The organism is Methylophaga sp. OBS3, assembly GCF_026319325.1.
Lineage (GTDB): Bacteria > Pseudomonadota > Gammaproteobacteria > Nitrosococcales > Methylophagaceae > Methylophaga.
Genome location: NZ_JAPDMU010000002.1, coordinates 296428 through 317508, shown reverse-complemented (window position 1 = coordinate 317508; position 21081 = coordinate 296428). Strand labels below are relative to the sequence as shown.

Annotated in this window: 18 protein-coding genes; 7 read left to right on the top strand and 11 right to left on the bottom strand. The window is 45.7% G+C overall.

From position 1 onward, the window contains the following. Positions 1–27 precede the first annotated feature (27 nt). The 6 genes from atpB to mnmG all read right to left on the bottom strand — a co-directional run bounded on the left by atpB (position 28) and on the right by mnmG (position 5572). On the bottom strand, positions 28–930 hold the full coding sequence (atpB, locus tag OMP94_RS05930; protein WP_266277166.1) for a F0F1 ATP synthase subunit A: 903 nt from the start codon (positions 928–930) through the stop codon (positions 28–30). 8 nt (positions 931–938) lie between these two features. Next, positions 939–1313, bottom strand: coding sequence for an ATP synthase subunit I (locus tag OMP94_RS05925; RefSeq protein ID WP_266277164.1), 375 nt, complete (start codon positions 1311–1313; stop codon positions 939–941). Positions 1314–1398: 85 nt separating this feature from the next. Then, positions 1399–2259: a ParB/RepB/Spo0J family partition protein gene (locus tag OMP94_RS05920; RefSeq protein ID WP_266277162.1), complete on the bottom strand. Its 861-nt coding sequence runs from the start codon at positions 2257–2259 to the stop codon at positions 1399–1401. 5 nt (positions 2260–2264) lie between these two features. Continuing rightward, positions 2265–3053, bottom strand: coding sequence for a ParA family protein (locus OMP94_RS05915; RefSeq protein WP_266277160.1), 789 nt, complete (start codon positions 3051–3053; stop codon positions 2265–2267). A 9-nt stretch (positions 3054–3062) separates the two neighbouring features. Then, positions 3063–3689: a 16S rRNA (guanine(527)-N(7))-methyltransferase RsmG gene (gene rsmG, locus OMP94_RS05910; protein ID WP_266277158.1), complete on the bottom strand. Its 627-nt coding sequence runs from the start codon at positions 3687–3689 to the stop codon at positions 3063–3065. Beyond that, a complete protein-coding gene (gene mnmG / locus OMP94_RS05905) occupies positions 3689–5572 on the bottom strand; it encodes a tRNA uridine-5-carboxymethylaminomethyl(34) synthesis enzyme MnmG (RefSeq protein WP_266277156.1) in 1884 nt (627 codons plus the stop codon). Before mnmG ends, rsmG begins: the two co-directional genes overlap by 1 nt. Positions 5573–5714: 142 nt before the next feature. Between mnmG and OMP94_RS05900 the strand changes: the two genes are divergently transcribed. After that, positions 5715–6071: a diacylglycerol kinase gene (locus OMP94_RS05900; protein WP_266277154.1), complete on the top strand. Its 357-nt coding sequence runs from the start codon at positions 5715–5717 to the stop codon at positions 6069–6071. Here the strand turns inward: OMP94_RS05900 and lgt are convergent. Then, on the bottom strand, positions 6055–6834 hold the full coding sequence (gene lgt / locus OMP94_RS05895; RefSeq protein ID WP_266277152.1) for a prolipoprotein diacylglyceryl transferase: 780 nt from the start codon (positions 6832–6834) through the stop codon (positions 6055–6057). The two genes, OMP94_RS05900 and lgt, sit on opposite strands and share 17 nt — an antisense overlap. Positions 6835–7123: 289 nt before the next feature. On the opposite strand from lgt, the gene OMP94_RS05890 reads away from it, so the two are divergent. The 3 genes from OMP94_RS05890 (at position 7124) to OMP94_RS05880 (ending at position 9491) form a co-directional block, all read left to right on the top strand. After that, entirely contained in the window at positions 7124–7840 is a 717-nt protein-coding gene (locus OMP94_RS05890) for a TorF family putative porin (protein WP_266277150.1), read from the top strand. Between the two features lie 63 nt (positions 7841–7903). Continuing rightward, positions 7904–8242, top strand: a complete 339-nt coding sequence (locus OMP94_RS05885; RefSeq protein WP_266277148.1) for a P-II family nitrogen regulator — start codon at positions 7904–7906, stop codon at positions 8240–8242. Positions 8243–8261: 19 nt separating this feature from the next. Then, the gene (locus OMP94_RS05880) at positions 8262–9491 is read left to right on the top strand and encodes an ammonium transporter (protein WP_266277146.1); all 1230 of its coding nucleotides are present in this window, start codon (positions 8262–8264) and stop codon (positions 9489–9491) included. Positions 9492–9564: 73 nt separating this feature from the next. On the opposite strand, the gene hemE is transcribed toward OMP94_RS05880, so the two are convergent. The 3 genes from hemE to gltB form a co-directional block, all read right to left on the bottom strand. Further along, positions 9565–10629 carry a uroporphyrinogen decarboxylase gene (gene hemE, locus OMP94_RS05875; RefSeq protein WP_266277144.1) on the bottom strand — a complete coding sequence of 355 codons (1065 nt, stop codon included), beginning with the start codon at positions 10627–10629 and terminating at the stop codon, positions 9565–9567. 100 nt (positions 10630–10729) lie between these two features. Next, positions 10730–12136 carry an FAD-dependent oxidoreductase gene (locus tag OMP94_RS05870; RefSeq protein WP_266277142.1) on the bottom strand — a complete coding sequence of 469 codons (1407 nt, stop codon included), beginning with the start codon at positions 12134–12136 and terminating at the stop codon, positions 10730–10732. Between the two features lie 23 nt (positions 12137–12159). Continuing rightward, on the bottom strand, positions 12160–16635 hold the full coding sequence (gene gltB / locus OMP94_RS05865) for a glutamate synthase large subunit (RefSeq protein WP_266277507.1): 4476 nt from the start codon (positions 16633–16635) through the stop codon (positions 12160–12162). A 236-nt stretch (positions 16636–16871) separates the two neighbouring features. On the opposite strand from gltB, the gene purE reads away from it, so the two are divergent. From purE to OMP94_RS05850, 3 genes are read left to right on the top strand one after another with little or no spacing between them, the layout of a single operon-like run. Then, positions 16872–17366, top strand: a complete 495-nt coding sequence (gene purE / locus OMP94_RS05860; protein WP_266277140.1) for a 5-(carboxyamino)imidazole ribonucleotide mutase — start codon at positions 16872–16874, stop codon at positions 17364–17366. 11 nt (positions 17367–17377) lie between these two features. Further along, positions 17378–18508, top strand: a complete 1131-nt coding sequence (locus OMP94_RS05855; protein WP_266277138.1) for a 5-(carboxyamino)imidazole ribonucleotide synthase — start codon at positions 17378–17380, stop codon at positions 18506–18508. Then, positions 18508–18783 carry a SelT/SelW/SelH family protein gene (locus OMP94_RS05850; RefSeq protein WP_266277136.1) on the top strand — a complete coding sequence of 92 codons (276 nt, stop codon included), beginning with the start codon at positions 18508–18510 and terminating at the stop codon, positions 18781–18783. The genes OMP94_RS05855 and OMP94_RS05850 overlap by 1 nt, the downstream gene beginning before the upstream one ends. Here OMP94_RS05850 and topA read toward each other — a convergent pair. After that, positions 18780–21062: a type I DNA topoisomerase gene (gene topA, locus OMP94_RS05845; protein ID WP_266277134.1), complete on the bottom strand. Its 2283-nt coding sequence runs from the start codon at positions 21060–21062 to the stop codon at positions 18780–18782. The two genes, OMP94_RS05850 and topA, sit on opposite strands and share 4 nt — an antisense overlap. Positions 21063–21081 lie beyond the last annotated feature (19 nt).

Sequence of the window (21081 nt, the reverse complement as noted above, 5' to 3'; positions counted from 1 at the left end):
AAAAAAGAAGTTAAAAACTACTAAAAATTAATGATGTTCTTGGTGAGCCATATCGATATATACAGTGGTCAGCACCATAAAGATGAATGCCTGCAATGTGATAATCAGGATATGGAAAATTGCCCAACCAATTTGTAGCAATCCGGCAAATGAACCGAGAATCATACCGGCACCGTACATGGTCGCGATCAGGATGAACACCATCTCACCGGCATACATGTTACCGAATAACCGTAATGCCAAAGAGAATGGTTTTGCGATCAATGTAACTGTTTCCAGTACAAAGTTAATTGGCAATGCAAACTTGCCGAAAGGTTGCAAAGTCAGCTCACCAATGAAGCCACCCACACCTTTAATCTTAAAGCTGTAGTACAGCATTAATAAGAAAACAAACAGCGCCATACCCAGAGTCGCATTTGGATCAGTTGTCGGTACGATTTTGAAGAACACATCGTGCGGATCAACACCAAATGCATACGCTGAACCGTACATAACGGCCATTGGGATTAAGTCGACTGGGATTAAGTCCATGAGGTTCATCAAGAAGACCCAGACGAAGATTGTCAGGGCAAGCGGGCCAACAAGATTGTTTTTACCGCCAGAGAAAGAACCGCGAACTGTGGTATCGATGAATTCGATAACCATTTCGGCGAAGTTTTGTAAGCCTGTAGGAATACCGGCTGAAGCTTTTACTGCTGCGCTGCGGAAGAACCACATCATAAGAGCGCCTAGCAGAATTGACATAAACATGGTGTCAACGTTAATTGACCAGAAACCCATGTTAGCCGCTTCACCTGATGACATGGCAAAGCCCCAGTCACCAGTTGGTGCCCAAACACCTGGCTCAGTTTCAATTTGTTTTTGACCAAAGGTCAGATTTTGAAGGTGATGCTTGATATATTCTGATGTAGTTATCTGTTCACTAGCCATGTCTGGTTTCAAGCCCGGTTCGTATATCCCAAAAACAACATCAGTTGCGTCAATGCAAAGCCTAAGAGCAGTGGAAATGGCGCTAATGCCAAAACCGCAAATCCAAAGGCGAACAAAACGAGGCTGCTAAACCAGCGCTCGATGACACATCTGTATGCTTTACTTAAGTTTTTTCCTGCATCTGCTCTTGCTGTATGTGCAGCTCGATGCAAATGCCATTTCATTAACAGGGTATTGAAAATTGCCATAGCAGCCCCATATAAGGTTGCAACGGCAGCAAACATGCCCTGCCAAACAAGTACAACTATTGTAATTAGTACCAGCGCTACACATTGCCATAGCAACACTTGGTTGATTGGCTGTGCGTTGACTAATCGATCCATCGGCGCCTGCTGGAATTTATTTTGCCTAAAGCAAATCGCGACATTATAGAGATATGCCGCTTATAAGGTCAACGAATTCCGAGCTTTACTTTATTCTGGACAGTAATTTTTTCAATTCTGTGACATTACTGTACTGAATAACTAAGCGTCCCTTACCACTGCTCAGGTGTTTAACACTGGCTTGTTGTCCCAGCTTTTCCTGTAATTGCTCGGCAAGTTCGTCAATTTCGGCTTGCGCGTTACTCTCTTGCTTATCAGCGGCTTTATTCGGTTTTAACAGACGTCTCACTAATTGCTCTGTTTCCCGAACAGACAGCCCTTTCTCAACGACTTGTTGAGCAGCTTCAGCTTGCGGCTCGCCTTCGATGGCAAGTAACGCACGTGCGTGCCCCATTTCTAAGTCACAGTTTTCCACCAGCCGCATCACGGATGGATGTAAATTTCTTAAACGCAGTAGATTGGTGACCGCAGCACGTGATTTACCAACCGCCTCAGCTGCTTGCTGATGGGTCATTTCAAATTCTTCACGTAAACGGTGTAACGCGTTGGCCTCTTCCATTGGATTGAGGTTTTCACGCTGAATGTTTTCAATAAGCGCCATGGCGATCGCACTGCGATCAGAGACATCTTTAACCAGAACAGGAACGGTTGCCAGTTCCGCTAAACGCGACGCTCTCCAGCGGCGTTCACCGGCAATAATTTCATAGCGGCCTTCGCCAACGGGACGCACAACAATTGGTTGTACTAGGCCTTGCGCGCGAATTGAGTCAGCTAATTCTTCTAGCGACTCTTGTGACATATCAATACGTGGCTGGTATTTTCCGGGTTGAAGTTGATCTAATGGAAAATGTTGCAGACTGTCATTACTGACTTCTGTTTCTGCCTGTTCGACATCTGCAAGCAAGGCATCTAGCCCGCGCCCTAAACCTCGTTTTTTTGCTGCCATCTGAATTATCCGCCTACTACTTCAGTTGCTTTTTTATCTCGACGCATTAACTCACTTGCTAGCGCCATGTAGGCAATCGAACCACGTGATGCCCGGTCATAATTTAACACAGGCAGCCCATGACTGGGGGCTTCAGCGAGTCGCACATTTCGTGGAATGATTGAATGAAAAACTTTGCCCTGAAAATGATTGATAAGCTGGCGTGACACTTGGTTAGCTAGGTTATTTCGGGCATCAAACATAGTACGGAGCAACCCTGTGACCTCTAAATTCGGATTAGCACGCTGCTTAACACGCTCGATGGTTTTCAAGAGTGATGACAGGCCTTCGAGGGCATAGTATTCACACTGGATTGGGATCAATACACCTTTAGATGCGACCAAGGCATTTACCGTCAACATGCTCAATGACGGTGGGCAATCGATCAGAATAAAGTCGTATTTATCGCGTGAAGATTCGAGTGCCAGACGTAAGCGATGCTCACGTAAATTGATTTCGAGAAGTTGAACTTCAGCAGCCGTTAAGTCGGTATTGGCGGGCATAAGATCAAAGCCCAACTCATCAGGACGAACAATAGCATCAACAGCTTTACACTCTGCCATGATGACTTCATAGCTGCTGTTTTGTAGTTGCTCTTTATCAACGCCACAGCCAGTGGTCGCATTGCCTTGGGGATCCAAGTCAATCAGCAATACCTTTTTTCCATAATCAGCCAGTGATGCTGCTAGGTTAACCGTCGATGTGGTTTTGCCTACACCACCCTTCTGGTTGGTCACTGCATAGATATTGCCCATGCTGTCTGCCTAATCCTTAATCAGAGTTACCAAATGCCTTTGCCCTTCACAGAAAGGCACGTTGATTGCGGTGACTGCTTGCAATGAAAAACCCGGCCCGGCTTCCTGTAACTCTTGTTCAGGATAGACGCCCTTCATCAAAACCAGCTTGCCGGCATCATCGCAGTGTCTACCGGCTAAATCAATGATATCGCCAACACTTGCAAAGGCTCGCGCCGTGATAATAGCAAACTTTGGAAGCGTGACCTGCTCTACACGACCATGAACCACAGTAACATTTTGTAGTTTTAGTTCGGCTTTAACCTGCTGCAAAAATCGGGTTTTTTTGGCGTTACTATCAAGCAAGGTAATGGCCATCTTTGGCCGACATATCGCAACGGGGATGCCAGGTAATCCAGCCCCAGTGCCCACATCCAATAAGCTTTCTGCATCAAGATATGGCAACAAGGCCAAGCTATCCAGCAAATGTTTGCTCAGCATTTGTGCTGTATCACGCAATGCTGTCAGATTATAGACTTTATTCCATTTGGCAAGTAACGCCAAATAATCCATTAATTGCTGAATTTGTTGCTCGGATAATGACAAACCAAGTTCTGCACAGCCCGCTTCGAGCTGTGCCCGTAGTTCAACAGCCATTAGCTCGCCTGACTCAGGCCAGAGCGTTTAAGGTGCACTAATAATAAAGATACGGCTGCCGGGGTAACGCCAGAAATGCGAGCCGCTTGTCCAAGGCTAACTGGTTTGGCATTTTGCAGCTTTTCACGAACCTCATTAGATAAGCCACGAACATTGCTGTAATCCAAATCGCTTGGCAATACGGTATTTTCGTGACGTTGCAAACGATCGATCTCATTTTGTTGACGATTGATATAGCCTGCGTATTTGGTGTTAATCACTACCTGCTCAGCCACTTCATCATCAACGGCGATGGTTTCGCCAAGCAATTCTAATAGGGTGTAATAATCGACATTTGGCCGACGTAGTAATTCAAGCGCCGTGGTATTTTTGCTTAGCGGCTCACCTAACACTTTGCTGACATGTGCTTGATCGACTTTTTCAGGTGCAAGCTTACTGGCTTGAAGGCGTGAAAACTCTTTTTCAACTGCTTCTTGTTTAGCTGTAAATGCTGCCCAACGCGCATCATCAACCACACCCAACTCACGACCAATCGGTGTTAAACGTTTGTCGGCATTATCTTCACGCAACATCAAACGATATTCCGCGCGGCTGGTAAACATACGGTACGGCTCTTTGGTGCCAGAGGTAATCAGGTCATCAATCAACACACCGATGTAGGCTTCGTCACGGCGTGGATACCATTGTTCACGACCACGTGCTTGCAAGCCTGCATTTAAACCTGCAATCAAACCTTGTGCACCGGCTTCTTCGTAGCCTGTCGTGCCATTAATTTGACCGGCAAAGAATAAGCCCGGCATATGTTTGGTTTCGAGCCATGGATTTAAGTCGCGTGGATCGAAGAAATCATACTCAATTGCATAACCTGGGCGCGTAATGTGCGCGTTTTCCAAGCCTTTCATCGAACGAACAATTTCGTATTGCACGTCAAATGGCAAACTGGTTGAAATACCGTTTGGATATACCTCATTACAATCCAGGCCTTCAGGCTCTAAAAAGATTTGATGGGCATTACGATCAGCAAACCGGACAACTTTATCTTCAATAGATGGGCAATAACGTGGACCAATACCTTCGATTTCACCGCTATACATAGGCGAGCGATCAAGGTTATTACGAATGACATCATGCGTTTTTTCGTTGGTATGGGTGATATAGCAAGAAATCTGTGCAGGATGATCTTGGGCTTTACCTAAGAACGAAAATACCGGTGTGGGGGTGTCACCTGGTTGTTCTTGCAAGTTTGAAAAGTCGATACTGCTGGTCGCAATACGTGGCGGCGTACCCGTTTTTAAACGATCCACTCTAAACGGTAATGCGCGTAAACGCTCTGCTAAATTAATCGATGCAGGATCACCGGCACGGCCACCTTGATGGCGTTGCAGACCGATATGAATTACACCACCTAAAAAAGTACCCACTGTGAGTACAACGGTTTTTGCACCAAAGCGTAAACCTGACTGTGTCACCACACCGGCAACACGATCATTTTCTACAATGAGATCATCAACGGCTTGTTGAAACAAATAAAGATTTGGTTGGTTTTCTAGTACATGGCGAATAGCTGCTTTGTAGCGAATACGATCAGCTTGTGCACGTGTGGCACGAACAGCAGGACCTTTACTCGCATTCAAAATACGAAACTGAATACCGCCTTTATCAGCGGCTTGGGCCATTGCACCACCCAACGCATCAATTTCTTTAACCAAATGGCCCTTACCGATACCACCAATAGCTGGGTTACAGCTCATTTGGCCTAATGTTTCGATGTTCTGGGTCAACAGTAGCGTTTTTACACCCTGACGGGCAGCAGCCAACGCCGCTTCGGTACCGGCATGACCGCCACCGACTACAATCACATCATATTGATCCTGAAATGCCATATGCCACCAACAAGCTTGGTTAAAAAATAAACAGTAATTTTAACATGCTAGTCACAATGTTTGCCTAGAATTCAACGCTTTATGTTAATTCAGCGCATAATCAAGACACATTTTGCGCCCAACTGGGAGTGAAAACGACGGTATGGAAAAAAACACGGGTATTAAGCGACTGATCTTTGCATTCATTTATTCGATGCAAGGACTCTATTCTGGCATTCGTCATGAGTCAGCATTCCGCCAGGAATTTATTTTATTTGTCGTGCTGGCAACCGCGAGTTTTTTTCTAGATGTTACCGCTTTAGAACGCTTTGCCATGATTAGCGTGTTGCTCGCCGTTTTAATCGTCGAAGCACTCAACTCAGCGATTGAATGTGTTGTCGATCGTGTCAGCACAGATAACCACAAACTATCTGGACGCGCTAAAGACTATGGCTCGCTAGCCGTGTTACTTACCTTAATAATAGCCGCAGGCACTTGGATACTTATTTTGTTGGATTAGCCCGATAAGCCCAAACCATCATCGCGATACCACCAATAATCATTGGCAAGCACAAAATCTGTCCCATCGTTAGCCAATTAAAGGCGAGATAGCCGTATTGCGCATCGGGTACACGAACAAACTCAACTAAGAAACGGAAGCTACCGTAACCTGCTAAAAATAATCCCGAAACCGCGGCTCTGGGTTTTGGTTTAGCTGAAAACCACCAAAGCAAAATAAATAACACCAAGCCTTCTAATAGAGCTTCGTAAAGCTGTGATGGGTGTCTTGGTAATGCCCCACCTGTCGGAAACACCATTGCCCATGGTACATCGGAAACCTTGCCCCACAACTCGCCATTAATGAAGTTACCAATACGTCCAAAAAACAGGCCGAGTGGTACTAACGGCGCAATAAAGTCCGTCACTTCAAAAAATGTTTTGTTGTTTTTACGTGCAAACAAGCAGACAGCAAACAACACACCTAATAAACCACCATGGAATGACATGCCGCCCTGCCATATCTTCAATATATTAAGCGGATTATCTAAATTAGCGGCCAAATCATAAAACAATGCGTAACCAATTCGACCACCGACAATAACGCCAACAGCACCATAAAACAGTAGGTCCTCAACTTGTGTTTTCGTTAAACCGAGATGATTGGCACGTCTTCTGGCCAATAACCAAGCAGCAATGAATCCAAATAGATACATCAGCCCATACCAATGGACTTGCATAAAGCCAAGATCGACTGCCACAGGGTTAATCTGCAAAGAATTCATGCGCATTTCTTCTATAGGAATTTGTGGTTGCATGATATCAAGTTTGTGCGAAGCTCGTCACACGAGCGCCGCACCAATATGATCCATAGTCATTTTTGCGTCGCACCAAAATAAATCACTTTATCCAGACACGAAAACAACGTATAACCGATATGTGCCTGTTTTCATTAGATTTACCAGAGTTGGCACACAATCTGCGTTAGGTGTTGCAGTCTGAATACAACGTGTTGCAAATGAACAACGCAATATTCAAATGACTACACGACAATTCTTGCTTAGGAGCAACAAAATGAAATTGAAAACCTTATCAGCATTGTGTCTTGCAGCCTCTACAATGGCGATGACTTCAACAGCAATGGCTTGGGAAAGTGAAGACGGTCAACACTCAACAAGTGCTAGCGTTGCATTATCTTCTGAATATATCTGGCGTGGTATTTCACAAACTGATGGCGATCCTGCGATTTCAGGCAGCTTTGATTACGCTCACAGCAGTGGTTTCTACGCTGGTACTTGGGCTTCAAGCTACGATTTCGATGATGATGCAAGCACAGAAATCGATATTTACGCTGGTTTCGGTGGTGCGTTCGGGGATACTGGTCTCAGCTATGATGTTGGTGTTCTGCGTTATATGTTCCCAGGTGAAGACTACAATTGGAACGAAGTATACGGTTCTTTGAGCTACAGCATTTTCACTTTGGGTGTTGCTTACTCAGGTGATACTTTGGGTTCAGATGAAGACGGTTGGTACTACTCTTTAGACGCTGGCTATGATTTGCCAATGGGCTTCTCAATCTACGGTGGTGTAGGTCTGTATGACGCTGACGAAAATACTTTTGCAGAAGGTATCGACGACTACACGCACTATTGGGTAGGTGTTTCTAAAGAATTGGCAGGCTTCACTTTTGATCTGTCATACCAAGACGCTGACAGCGATGCTGAAGACGATGATCTTTACGGCGATCGTGCTGAAGAAACTTTCTTGTTCTCAGTTTCTAAATCGTTCTAAATCTTCTCCGGTGGCCCTCTCGATGTCGAGAGGGTCTCCTTTTCTACAGAAGGAAATACGCTTATGAAATTAGTAGTAGCTGTTATCAAGCCCTTCAAGCTTGATGATGTCCGCGAATCACTGTCTGAAATCGGTGTACAGGGTTTAACTGTCTCTGAAGTGAAAGGCTTTGGTCGTCAAAAAGGTCACACTGAATTGTATCGTGGCGCTGAGTACGTCGTTGATTTCTTGCCTAAACTTAAGTTGGAAATCGCCGTCGATGATAGCATCGTCGAACAAGTGATCGAAGCGGTTATCAAGGGTGCTAACACTGGCAAAATCGGTGATGGCAAAATTTTCGTCTACCCATTAGAGCAAGTAGTACGGATTCGCACTAGCGAAACCGGTACTGAAGCTCTGTAAGCTTGAAGGAGTTAATACGATGGAAAATCAAATCTTCGAACTCCAATATGCATTGGATACTTTTTACTTTGTAATCAGTGGTGCCTTTGTAATGTGGATGGCCGCTGGTTTCGCAATGCTGGAATCAGGCTTAGTACGTTCTAAAAACACTGCCGAAATCTTGACCAAAAACGTTATGTTGTTTGCGATTGCTTGCATCATGTACATGATCGTTGGTTATAGCATTATGTATGACGGTGGTATCTTCTTGTCAGGCATCATGGGTGATGGCGTTGCTGATGAATGGACTTACTCTCCATCAGCTGACTTCTTCTTCCAAGTTGTGTTCGTTGCAACTGCGATGTCAATTGTTTCTGGTGCCGTTGCTGAGCGTATGAAGCTTTGGACATTTGCTGCTTTCGCAGTAGTCATGACTGGCTTCATCTACCCAATGCAAGGTAGCTGGACTTGGGGTGGCCAAGATGTCTTCGGCATGTTCAACCTAGGTGATATCGGTTTCCTTGACTTCGCTGGTTCAGGTATCGTTCACATGGCTGGTGCTGCTGCAGCGCTTGCTGGTGTAATCCTGCTGGGTGCTCGTAAAGGCAAATACGGTCCTAACGGTGAAGTTCGCCCAATTCCAGGTGCAAACTTACCATTAGCAACTCTGGGTACATTCATCCTGTGGATGGGTTGGTTCGGCTTCAACGGTGGTTCAGTTCTGGCTACTGCTTCTGTTGCTGATGCTAACGCTGTTGCAAATGTATTCATGAACACTAACGCTGCAGCTGCAGGTGGTGTGATTGCTGCTCTAATCGTCGCTAAACTGCTGTTCGGTAAAGCAGACTTAACTATGATTCTGAATGGTGCATTAGCTGGTCTGGTTGCTATTACAGCTGGTCCTGACACACCAACACCACTTATCGCTACACTGATTGGTGCAGTTGGTGGTCTGTTAGTTGTGTTCTCAATCATCTTCATGGATAAAATCAAAATTGATGATCCAGTCGGCGCTATCTCTGTGCACGGTGTAGTTGGTATCTGGGGTCTGTTGGCTGTGCCACTGACTAACAGCGATGCTAGCTTCTCTGCACAAATCATCGGTGCAGTAACCATCTTTGTTTGGGTATTCGTAGTCAGCTTCATTGTCTGGTCTATCCTGAAAATGGTTATGGGCATTCGTGTTAGCGAAGAAGAAGAAGCCGAAGGTGTGGATTTGGTTGAATGCGGTATGGAAGCTTATCCAGAGTTTTCAAGCAACACCAAATAATTACCACTTTAGGTGATAACAAAAAGGGCCGGTTTTACCGGCCCTTTTTTTATGTCTAATAAATGAATATTTATTATTGATGGTATGGCATTGAGTGTTTATGAACAGCCTCAACCAATGCCGCTACATGTTCTGGGTTGATGGTTGGATGGATACCATGGCCCAAATTAAAGACATGGCCACTGCCATGACCATAGCCAGCAAGAATATCTTTTACTTCCGCTTCAATACGGTCAGGTGAAGCGTACAACACACATGGGTCCATATTGCCTTGTAACGCGACTTTATCGCCTACTTGATATCGTGCTAAGGAAATATCTGTTGTCCAGTCCAAGCCTAATGCATCTGCACCAACCTCGGCCATATGGCTTAACCATTGACCACCACCTTTGGTGAACATCGTTAGCGGGACTTTACGACCTTCATTCTCTTTCTTTAATCCCGCGATGATTTGCTGCATGTATTGCAGAGAAAACTCACGATAGTTTGGCCCACTCAAGCTGCCGCCCCAGGTATCAAATAACATGATAGCTTGGGCACCAGCCTCAATTTGTGCGTTTAGGTAATCAGTAACCGCCGTGGCTAACTTTGCCAGCAAGGCATGCATTACATCAGGCGCATCAAAAGCCATACCCTTAATTTTGGCAAAGTCTTTTGAAGATCCCCCTTCAACCATGTAACACGCTAATGTCCATGGGCTACCGCTAAAGCCAATCAACGGTACTTTGCCATCAATTTCTCGCCGCGTCAGACGAATAGCATCCATTACATAACGCAGGCTTTCATTCATATCTGGTACAGGCAGCTTTTCTACATCTGCAGCCGTGCGAATCGTACGTTCAAACTTTGGCCCTTCACCAGTCGCAAAGTAGAGCCCCAAGCCCATTGCATCAGGAATTGTCAGGATATCTGAGAAGATGATGGAAGCATCCAAGTCATAGCGTCTCAACGGCTGTAGAGTAACCTCGCACGCTAACTCTGGCGTAGAGCAAAGGGTCATAAAATCCCCTGCTTTTGCTCTTACTTCTCGATACTCAGGCAAATACCGCCCTGCTTGGCGCATGATCCAGATCGGTGTTCTATCTACCGGTTGTTTCAACAATGCTCGTAGATAACGATCATTTTTCAATTCTGACACAGCTTCTCCTTCATTCTTTGGCGCATAAAAAACGCACTGGCGGCCGGATTAAACAAATCAGACACGCTCAGTGCGTTAATGACTGCAGCAATGGCGTTTTTTAAACTTCTAAGAAGTCCAAAATACCTTTGGCAGCTTCACGACCTTCCCATACCGCTGTAACAACAAGGTCAGAGCCTCGGACCATATCACCACCGGCAAAGATTTTCGGATTGGTGGTTTGATACGCTACAGCACCATTTGCTGGCGCTTTTACACGACCACCATCATCAATGCTGATATTGAATTTTTCAAACCATGGTGCAGGACTTGGGCGGAAACCAAACGCAATAACGACAGCTTCTGCTGGAATAATTTCTTCACTACCCGGCACCGGCTCTGGACGACTACGGCCACGCTCATCAGGCGCACCCATCGCAGTTGTCACCACTTTGACGCCAGTGACCCCATTCTCATCACCAACTAACTCAACAGGTTGTCTATTCCATAAGAACTGCACACCCTCTTCGCGTGCATTGTTCACTTCGCGGCGTGAACCTGGCATATTTTCTTCGTCACGACGGTAAGCACAAGTTACGCTGCTGGCACCTTGGCGAATTGCTGTACGGTTACAGTCCATCGCAGTGTCACCACCACCAAGTACGACAACATTTTTACCTTCTAGCGAAACATAGTTTTCGGCTGGTAGTTCTAATAGTTTTTTATTATTAGCAACAAGGTAAGGCAACGCTTCGTATACGCCCGGCAAGTCTTCACCAGGGAAGCCACCTTTCATGTAGGTGTACGTGCCCATTCCAAGGAAGACAGCATCATATTCGTCAATCAGTGTTTGGAACTCGATATCTTTACCAACTTCGGTATTTAGTCTGAATTCAACACCCATGCCTTCAAGTACTTCACGGCGACGTTTAACCACTTCTTTTTCCAGTTTAAATTCTGGAATACCAAACGTCAGCAGACCACCAATTTCTGGGTAACGATCAAATACAACCGGTTTAACACCGTTACGAACCAGTACGTCAGCAGCACCTAAACCAGCAGGACCAGCACCGATAACGGCAACACGTTTACCAGTGTCTTGGACATTAGACATATCTGGGCGCCAGCCTTCGGCAAGCGCCGTATCAGTAATGTATTTTTCGACAGAACCAATCGTGACAGCACCAAAACCATCGTTTAAGGTACATGCACCTTCACACAAACGATCTTGCGGGCAAACACGACCACAAATTTCTGGCAGTGTGTTGGTTTGGTGAGACAGTTCAGCAGCTTGTGCCAAGTTGCCTTCACTAACCAGTTTTAACCAGTTTGGAATGTAGTTGTGAACTGGACATTTCCATTCACAATATGGGTTACCGCACTCTAGGCAACGATCAGCTTGTTCTGCAGCCTGTGGTGCGTCAAAGTCACCATAAATCTCACCAAACTTCTGAACACGCACATTGGCGTCCAGTTTTTTCGGGTCAACACGGCCTACATCTAAAAATTGAAAAGTATTTTTTTTCATCGTTATCTTTATTCTTATCCGGCTTAGGCAGCTTTGGTTGCGATTTTCAGCAATCCATCCAGCGTTGCTGCTTTAGGTTTCACCAACCAGAATGATTTCAACGATTGTTCAAATCGATCCAGAATTTGATTTGCCCAAGCACTGCCGGTTTCGCGAATGTGGTCTTCAATCAGACCTTTCAAATGCAAGGCTGCTTCTGACATTTCTGGGCTATCAATGCGTAACAACTCAACTAACTCGGTGTTGTAACGTTCTGCAAAGCTGTCATCGCTGTCCAGAACATACGCCAGACCACCCGTCATACCAGCACCAAAGTTCAGGCCTGTATCACCAAGAACTACAACCACACCGCCAGTCATGTATTCACAACCGTGGTCGCCAACACCTTCAACAACTGCTGTGGCACCTGAGTTACGAACTGCGAAACGTTCACCAGCATTACCGGCAGCAAACAATTCACCACCCGTTGCACCGTATAAACATGTGTTACCAACGATGCTCGCGTTTTGTGTTTCGAAATCACTTTCTGGTGATGGGTTAATGACCAATTTACCTGCGGCCATACCTTTACCAACGTAATCGTTAGCATCACCCTCTAAGTACATTTCTAAACCACCGGCATTAAATACACCGAAGCTCTGACCCGCAGAGCCTTTCAGCTTAACGCGTAGCGGTTTATCGGCCATATCGTAATTGCCGTAAAGCTTAGCAATTTCACCAGAAATACGCGCACCAATAGAACGGTTGATATTGCGAACATCAAAGTGGAATTCTCCACCTGTTTTGTTAACAATCGCCTCTTTCATAGTGGCGACCATGTGTTCTGCTAACTCACCTTTGTCGTATGGCTCATTTTTCGGTTCTAAACAGAATTGCGGCTTATCAGCAGCAATACCTGCTGTTGATAACAATGGCTCAAGATTTAGCTTGTTCTGCTTAGCTGTATTACCTGGCAAGATTTCTAACAGATCCGTACGACCAATGAGATCTTGCAAGCTACGCACGCCTAGTTTGGCCAACCATTCACGGGTTTCGCGAGCAACGAACTGGAAGTAGTTCATTACCATTTGTGGCAAACCAATGAAGTGCTGGCTACGCAGTTTTTCATTCTGCGTTGCAACACCGGTTGCACAGTTATTCAAGTGGCAAATACGCAGATATTTACAACCCAAAGCAACCATTGGGCCGGTACCGAAACCAAAGCTTTCAGCACCCAAAATAGCAGCTTTAACAACGTCTAGACCCGTTTTCAGACCACCATCTGTTTGTAGACGGACTTTGTCACGCAGATCATTCGCACGCAGCGTTTGGTGTGCTTCAGAAAGACCTAATTCCCATGGGCCACCCGCATATTTGACTGATGTCAGTGGGCTCGCACCTGTACCACCGTCATAACCAGAAATAGTGATAAGGTCGGCATAGGCTTTAGCAACACCAGCGGCAACCGTACCCACACCCGCTTGTGAAACCAATTTCACCGAAACAAGGGCTTCTGGATTAACTTGTTTCAAGTCAAAAATAAGCTGCGCCAAATCTTCGATAGAGTAAATATCGTGATGTGGTGGGGGCGAAATCAATGTCACACCCGGCACTGAGTGGCGAAGTGTGGCAATCATCTGGTTAACTTTACCGCCGGGTAACTGACCACCCTCACCCGGTTTTGCACCTTGAGCAACTTTGATCTGCAATACTTCAGCGTTCACCAAATAGTGTGGTGTCACACCAAAACGACCAGATGCGATCTGTTTAATTTTTGAAACACGCTCATTACCAAAACGAGCAGGGTCTTCACCACCCTCACCAGAGTTAGAGCGGCCACCTAAACGGTTCATGGCAATAGCTAGGGCTTCATGGGCCTCAGGTGACAGAGCACCTAACGACATACCCGCACTATCGAAGCGTGGCAAAATTTCCGAGATTTCTTCAACATCATCAATAGACATTGGTGTGTTAGCCAATTTCAGATCCAGCAAATCACGTAAGACCATTGGGTCACGTTCATTTACTAAATCAGCATAGGCTTTGTAATCATCGTAGCTTCCGCCTTGAACAGCTTTTTGCAACGTACCAATGACATCAGGGTTGTATGCGTGATATTCACCACCATGGATGAATTTCAGCAAACCGCCTTGGTCACGAGTTTTACGTTGATTCCAAGCTTGTTTTGCTAATGTTGCTTGATCAGCTTGTAACTCTTCAAAGCTTGCGCCATTAACGCGGCTGGTTGTGGCTGTGAAGCATTTATCGACAACGGCATCATTCAGACCAACAATTTCAAATAGCTGGGCACCACGGTAACTGGCGATGGTAGAAATACCCATCTTCGAGGTGATTTTAAATAGGCCTTTATCGATACCTTTACGGTAGCTGCGACACAAGTCAGCATGTTTTTTATCTTTGATCTCACCGGTTACCAGCAAATCGTTCAAACATGCATAAGCAAGATATGGATAAACTGCCGTCGCACCATAACCAAGTAAGACACCAAAGTGGTGTGGATCACGTGCGGTAGCCGTCTCAATGATGAGGTTAGCATCGCAACGCAAACCTGATCTGATTAAGTGTTGGTGAACAGCACCGGTCGCCAGCAATGCATGGATTGGCAACTGCTCTGACGTCAAACCACGGTCACTTAATACGACAACAACATGACCATCACGAACGGCTTGTTCCGCTTCAGCACAAAGACTATCGATAGCTGACTCAAGGTCACCACTCGCGTCATAGCTTAATGACAGACGATAAGATTTGTATTCCGCATTGGTTTTACCCAACGTCATGATTTCTTCGAAAACTTTGTCCGATAAAACAGGTGAATCCAAAACCACACGTTGTGCGTGATCTTCACCTTCTTCAAACAAGTTACGCTCTTCACCAATACAGGTTTCCAGAGACATAACAATGTTTTCACGCAGCGGATCGATTGGTGGGTTAGTAACCTGCGCAAATTGCTGACGGAAGTAGTCATACAAAGAACGCTGTTTTTGCGACATCACAGCAAATGGCGAGTCATCACCCATTGAGCCGACGGCTTCTTGACCAGCTTCACCCAAGACACGCAACACTTGATCACGCTCTTCAAAGCTAACGCCGAACATTTTTTCGTAAACCGCTAAATCAGCACCTTCCAATTCAGTACTAGCATCAGCATCTTTCTTATCAGACAAACGTTGCAAGTTATCTTGCAGCCATTGACGATAAGGTTGAGCTGTTTTCAGCATGTTGTTGATATCTTCTGGCATCAACAGTTGGCCAGTTTGGGTATCCACAGCCAGCATTTGACCTGGCTTTAGACGACCTTTAGCAACAACATCTTCTGGTTTGTACTGATATACACCGACTTCAGACGCCAAAGTAATGTGGCGGTCTTTAGTGATAACGTAGCGCGCCGGACGCAGACCGTTACGATCCAAAGTACAAGCTGCATAACGACCATCTGTGATTACAACACCAGCAGGACCATCCCATGGTTCCATGTGCATAGAGTTGTAGTCATAGAACGCTTTCAAATCAGCGTCCATTGTTGGGTCATTTTGCCAAGCTGGTGGAATCAACAAACGCATTGCACGGAATAAGCTGACACCGCCAGCCAACAATGCTTCGAGCATGTTATCCATGCTTGATGAGTCTGAACCGCTGGTACCGACCAATGGACGAATATCATCCATGTTTTCGATTAGCGATGTCGCGAACTTGGCACCACGCGCTAAAGCCCAGTTACGGTTACCTTGAACGGTATTAATTTCACCGTTGTGTGCCAAATAGCGGAACGGCTGTGCCAAACGCCATTGTGGCCAAGTATTCGTAGAGAAACGTTGGTGGAATACGCAGATAGCGGTTTCCAGACGTTCATCATTCAAATCTTTATAAAAAACTGGCAGATACGATGGCATCACCAAGCCTTTGTATGAAACGACTTGTGAAGACATGCTTGGGATATAGAAATCGCTATCAGCAGTCAGCGCTTTTTCAGCCTGACGACGAGCGATATACAGATTGCGCTCAAACGCGCTGTCATCCATATCTGCAGCAGCATTGATAAAGACGTGACGCATTGTTGGTAATGAGCGTAACGCTTCGTTACCGCAAGCTGATTCTGGATCAACAGGAATATCACGCCAACCAACAACTTCTAGCTTTTGGTTGATTAACTTTTCATCAACGATTTTTTGCGCAGCTTGCGCTTTTGCTTCATCAGTTGATAAGAAAATCACGGCAACTGCGTAACGTTCGGCCAAGTCGAAATTTAATTCTTTGGCAATGGCCTTGAAAAAGCTATCCGGCTTTTTCATCAATAAACCACAACCGTCACCCGTTTTACCGTCGGCGCCAATAGCACCACGGTGGGTTAGGTTACCAAGTGCTTCGATTGCCGTTGTGACCAACCAATGGCTGGGATTGCCGTCCATTTGTGCAATCAAACCGAAGCCGCAGTTATCGCGTTCAAATTCAGGCCGGTAGAGGCCTTGTGTTAATTCAGTTGGCTGACTCACGTCTATACCTTCATCGTCTGTTAGCGCCGTCGCGTAATCCCTCCGGCGGAACCGGCACGGCTTATCAAAACCGGAGGAGAGTCGCAAAAAAAACGGCAGAATGGATCAACAAGTATATCTATTCAAACCGTTGCATTCAATTATCCGCGTTAAGTTACAACGCTTTTTTATAGGTTAAATTTTCCTATTTTCAATAAACTAGCTAAAATGCACTGCTTTTTCTCAGACAGATAAGACTGATTATGAGCCAACCAATTATCGGCGTGGTAATGGGCAGCAATAGTGACTGGCCTGTTATGCAAAAAGCAGTAGCGCAACTGGAAGCTTTCGGTGTGCCTTATGAAGCCCAAGTTGTTTCTGCACATAGAACACCTGATCTACTCACTGAATACGCTCAAACAGCCCAAGAAAAAGGCCTACAATGCATCATTGCTGGTGCAGGCGGTGCAGCTCACTTGCCAGGCATGTTGGCAGCAAATACCACCGTGCCGGTTCTGGGTGTGCCCGTACCTTCTCGTTACCTGAAAGGCCAAGACTCACTGTTATCTATTGTACAGATGCCAAAAGGTATTCCGGTTGCGACATTCGCAATTGGTGAAGCCGGCGCTGCCAATGCCGCTTTATTTGCGATTGCCATGCTTGCTAACACTGACAAGGCACTGTCTGAAAAACTTGAACAATTCCGCAAAGATCAACACCAGTCGGTACTGGAAATGACTTTGCCACCAGAAGCATAAGAGGACGATAAATGATTTTACCCGGCGCAACTTTAGGCATGCTCGGCGGTGGCCAGCTTGGCAGAATGTTTACCACTGCTGCGCAAACCATGGGTTATAAAGTTATTGTTCTCGATCCAGATAAAGATAGTCCTGCCGGCATTATCGCAGATCAGCATATTTGCGCAGCCTATGATGATGAACAGGCACTGACCGAATTGGCATCAGCTTGTGCGGCCATCTCAACTGAGTTTGAGAATATCCCAGCCACAACACTTGCCTTTTTAGAGCAACGCACGACGGTTCACCCGTCATCACAAGCACTGGCAAAAACGCAAAACCGTAATGTGGAAAAAAACTTTATCCGCAGCCAAAGCATTAATACCGTCCCTTTTGTTAGCATTTACCAACGTGACGATTTAGCTAAAGCCGAAGGCCAAATCAGCTTTCCGGCAATTCTTAAAGTAGCGACTTTTGGTTATGACGGCAAAGGCCAAGTCGTTTGCCAAAACTTAGATGATGCCTATGCTGCATTTGATAACTTAGGTCAAAAAGAGTGCGTTTTAGAACAGCGTATTGATTTAGAGCGTGAAGTTTCTGTGGTATTGGCACGCAGCCAAAGTGGTGAAATCACGCCATTTCCTGTTGCTGAAAACGTTCATGTGAACGGTATTTTGCACAGCACGACTGTACCTTCAACCGTTGCACCTGCATTAGCGCAGTCAGCAATCGATAAAGCCAGCAAAATTGCAGAAGGCTTAGATTATGTGGGTACCTTAGCGGTAGAGTTTTTCATCTCTCAGCAAGATGAAGTCATTGCCAATGAAATCGCGCCAAGACCACATAACTCTGGTCATTACACGTTAGATGCCTGTGCAACATCACAGTTTGAACAACAAGTTCGTATGTTGTGTGGCCTACCAAGTGGCGATGTCAGCCTGCAAACCCCTGTCGTTATGATTAACCTGCTCGGTGATGTCTGGGGTCAAACACAACCTCATTGGCAAACATTATTGGCTGAGCCAAATGTGAAACTGCATTTATACGGTAAAAAATCTGCCCGACCGGGCCGTAAGATGGGTCACTTCAACGTGCTGGCTGAACAAGCTGATAACGCATATAGCCAAGCAGAAAAAGTGTTTGCTGCGTTACAAGCTGATTAATGCATCACGTAAAAATTCACTACTGCACACAATGTCGTTGGCTGCTTCGAGCCGCTTGGATGGCGCAAGAGTTGTTATCAACTTTTGATGGTGAAATTGCTGAATTAACGCTAGTTCCGGCTAGTGGTGGCTTATTCACAGTCACTGCTGACGACAAACTGGTTTGGGATCGTAAAACCGAGGGCGGTTTCCCTGACATCAGCGAACTAAAACAACGTGTTCGTGATGTCATCGCCCCCGAGCAAGATCTCGGTCACGTCGATCGAAAAAATTAAGCCGACTCAACCTTCTCGCTAAAGCCACAGTCTTTCTGTGGGCAAACTTTTTCTGTGCCTTTGCTCTTCGTCGTTTTGATAGTCAAAATTGGCCACTGGCAATTTGGACAAGCTTCTTTGACGGGCTCATTCCACAAAGCATAGTCACACTTCGGATATTCTGAGCACGAGTAAAACACTTTGCCACGGCGTGACTTACGCGTCAGGATCTCGCCCTTGTTACATTGTGGACAATCGACCCCGGTGTTGGCAGGCTGCTCCAACGATTCAATGTGTTTACATTTTGGGTAGTTGCTACAGCCAATAAATTTACCGTAACGGCCCGTTCTGTAAATCAGATCAGACTCACATTTTGGACACTGACGGCCTTCAACTTTTTCAGGCTCACTTGCGGTAGTTTCTTCGCCATTAACATTACGGGTGTAATCGCACTCAGGATAGCCGGTACAACCAATAAAGCGGCCGCTGCGACCTAAACGACTTGAGAGTTGTTTGCCACATTTAGGGCAGTTTTCATCCAACAGCTCTTGCGTCACATCACTACGCTGAACTTCTTTATCTTTGGTTTCGACCTGCTCTTTGAATGGCCCCCAGAAATTACGAAGTAATGGGATCCACTCTTCTTCACCACGTGAAACGGCATCCAGCTCACCTTCAAGCTTTGCGGTAAAGCTGTAATCAACGTAACGGGTAAAGTGTTCAACTAGAAACTTACCAACGACGCGACCAACATCTGTCGGGTGGAAACGCTTATTAACAAGCTCAACATACTCACGTTGCAGCAAGGTAGAGATAATGCTGGCATAGGTTGATGGACGACCAATATCGTGTTCTTCCAGCGCTCTTACCAAACTTGCTTCACTGTAACGTGGTGGTGGCTCAGTAAAATGCTGTTCTGGGCGAATCGCTTTCAAGCTGACCACATCCCCCACTGCCATTGCCGGTAGCAGGTTTTCATCTTTATCGGCTTTACTATCGTCTTTACCCTCAAGATAAACACTCATAAAGCCAGGGTTAACAACGGTCGAACCGTTAGCTCTGAACGTATTGCCGGCACCACAACCTAGATCTACCGCAACCGTATTTAAGGTCGCATGTACCATTTGGCTCGCGACAGTACGCTGCCAAATCAAGTTATATAGTTTTAATTGATCAGAAGATAAGTATGCCTTCATCTCTTCTGGCGTACGCAATACGGAGGTTGGTCGAACAGCCTCATGCGCTTCTTGGGCATTCTTGGACTTGGTTTTGTATTCTTGCGGTTTGCTAGGAACCGATTGGTTGCCATAACGATCCGCAATAAACTCACGTAATTCGCTAATGGCTTCATTGGCCAGTGTCACTGAGTCTGTACGCATGTAGGTGATAAGACCCACAGCACCTTCCCCCGTATCCACACCTTCATATAATTGCTGAGCAACACTCATCGTACGTTGTGCACCAAAACCTAACTTACGGGAAGCTTCCTGTTGCAGTGTTGAGGTTGTAAATGGCGCTGCAGGATTACGTTTACGTTGCTTTTTCTCAACATTGGTAACCAGTAATTTACCGTCGGCGGCTTTATTGAGGGTGGCAACAACTTTATCCGCTTGCTCTGTGTTATCAATTGAGAACTGGCTCAGTTTCTCATTTTGATAATGCGTCAGCTTTGCCTGGAAAGGTGTTTTTTCCGTCTCAGCATCAGCTTCAATCGTCCAGTATTCTTGCGCTTTAAACGCTTCGATTTCGAGCTCACGCTCAACAATCATTCGTAAGGCTGGGCTTTGAACCCTACCCGCAGATAAACCCCGACGAACTTTTTTCCATAATAGCGGAGATAGTGTAAAACCAACCAAATAGTCCAATGCCCGTCTAGCTTGTTGCGCATTAACCAAATCCATCGATAACTCACGTGGATTCGCCACAGCGTCATTTACGGCTTGTTTGGTGATCTCATGAAACACAACACGGTGAGTTTCTTTATTTTTCAATACACCTTTGTTTTTCAGCAGTTCATACAAGTGCCAGGAAATCGCCTCTCCTTCTCGATCCGGATCCGTCGCGAGATAGAGTGTGTCAGCTTTTTTCATTGCTTTGGCAATGGCATCGACATGTTTGCTGTTACGGTCAATGACCTGGTACTTCATGGCAAAGTCTTTACTCGGATCCACCGCGCCTTCTTTTGGCAGCAAATCGCGTACATGACCATAAGAAGCAAGTACTTCTACGTCATTACCAAGATACTTTTTAATTGTCTTGGCTTTAGCAGGCGACTCAACGATGACGAGTTTTTTTCCCATAGGTTTTTGCACCAAATCT

Bases quoted from the DNA above. Each gene is read 5' to 3' on its own strand.
- OMP94_RS05885 (WP_266277148.1), top strand. From the start codon at position 7,904: ATGAAATTAGTAGTAGCTGTTATCAAGCCCTTCAAGCTTGATGATGTC.
- OMP94_RS05920 (WP_266277162.1), bottom strand. From the start codon at position 2,259: ATGGCAGCAAAAAAACGAGGTTTAGGGCGCGGGCTAGATGCCTTGCTT.
- mnmG (WP_266277156.1), bottom strand. From the start codon at position 5,572: ATGGCATTTCAGGATCAATATGATGTGATTGTAGTCGGTGGCGGTCAT.
- purE (WP_266277140.1), top strand. From the start codon at position 16,872: ATGAGCCAACCAATTATCGGCGTGGTAATGGGCAGCAATAGTGACTGG.
- OMP94_RS05855 (WP_266277138.1), top strand. From the start codon at position 17,378: ATGATTTTACCCGGCGCAACTTTAGGCATGCTCGGCGGTGGCCAGCTT.
- topA (WP_266277134.1), bottom strand. From the start codon at position 21,062: ATGGGAAAAAAACTCGTCATCGTTGAGTCGCCTGCTAAAGCCAAGACA.
- atpB (WP_266277166.1), bottom strand. From the start codon at position 930: ATGGCTAGTGAACAGATAACTACATCAGAATATATCAAGCATCACCTT.
- OMP94_RS05925 (WP_266277164.1), bottom strand. From the start codon at position 1,313: ATGGATCGATTAGTCAACGCACAGCCAATCAACCAAGTGTTGCTATGG.
- rsmG (WP_266277158.1), bottom strand. From the start codon at position 3,689: ATGGCTGTTGAACTACGGGCACAGCTCGAAGCGGGCTGTGCAGAACTT.
- OMP94_RS05900 (WP_266277154.1), top strand. From the start codon at position 5,715: ATGGAAAAAAACACGGGTATTAAGCGACTGATCTTTGCATTCATTTAT.
- OMP94_RS05870 (WP_266277142.1), bottom strand. From the start codon at position 12,136: ATGAAAAAAAATACTTTTCAATTTTTAGATGTAGGCCGTGTTGACCCG.
- OMP94_RS05880 (WP_266277146.1), top strand. From the start codon at position 8,262: ATGGAAAATCAAATCTTCGAACTCCAATATGCATTGGATACTTTTTAC.
- OMP94_RS05915 (WP_266277160.1), bottom strand. From the start codon at position 3,053: ATGGGCAATATCTATGCAGTGACCAACCAGAAGGGTGGTGTAGGCAAA.
- OMP94_RS05850 (WP_266277136.1), top strand. From the start codon at position 18,508: ATGCATCACGTAAAAATTCACTACTGCACACAATGTCGTTGGCTGCTT.
- OMP94_RS05890 (WP_266277150.1), top strand. From the start codon at position 7,124: ATGAAATTGAAAACCTTATCAGCATTGTGTCTTGCAGCCTCTACAATG.
- lgt (WP_266277152.1), bottom strand. From the start codon at position 6,834: ATGAATTCTTTGCAGATTAACCCTGTGGCAGTCGATCTTGGCTTTATG.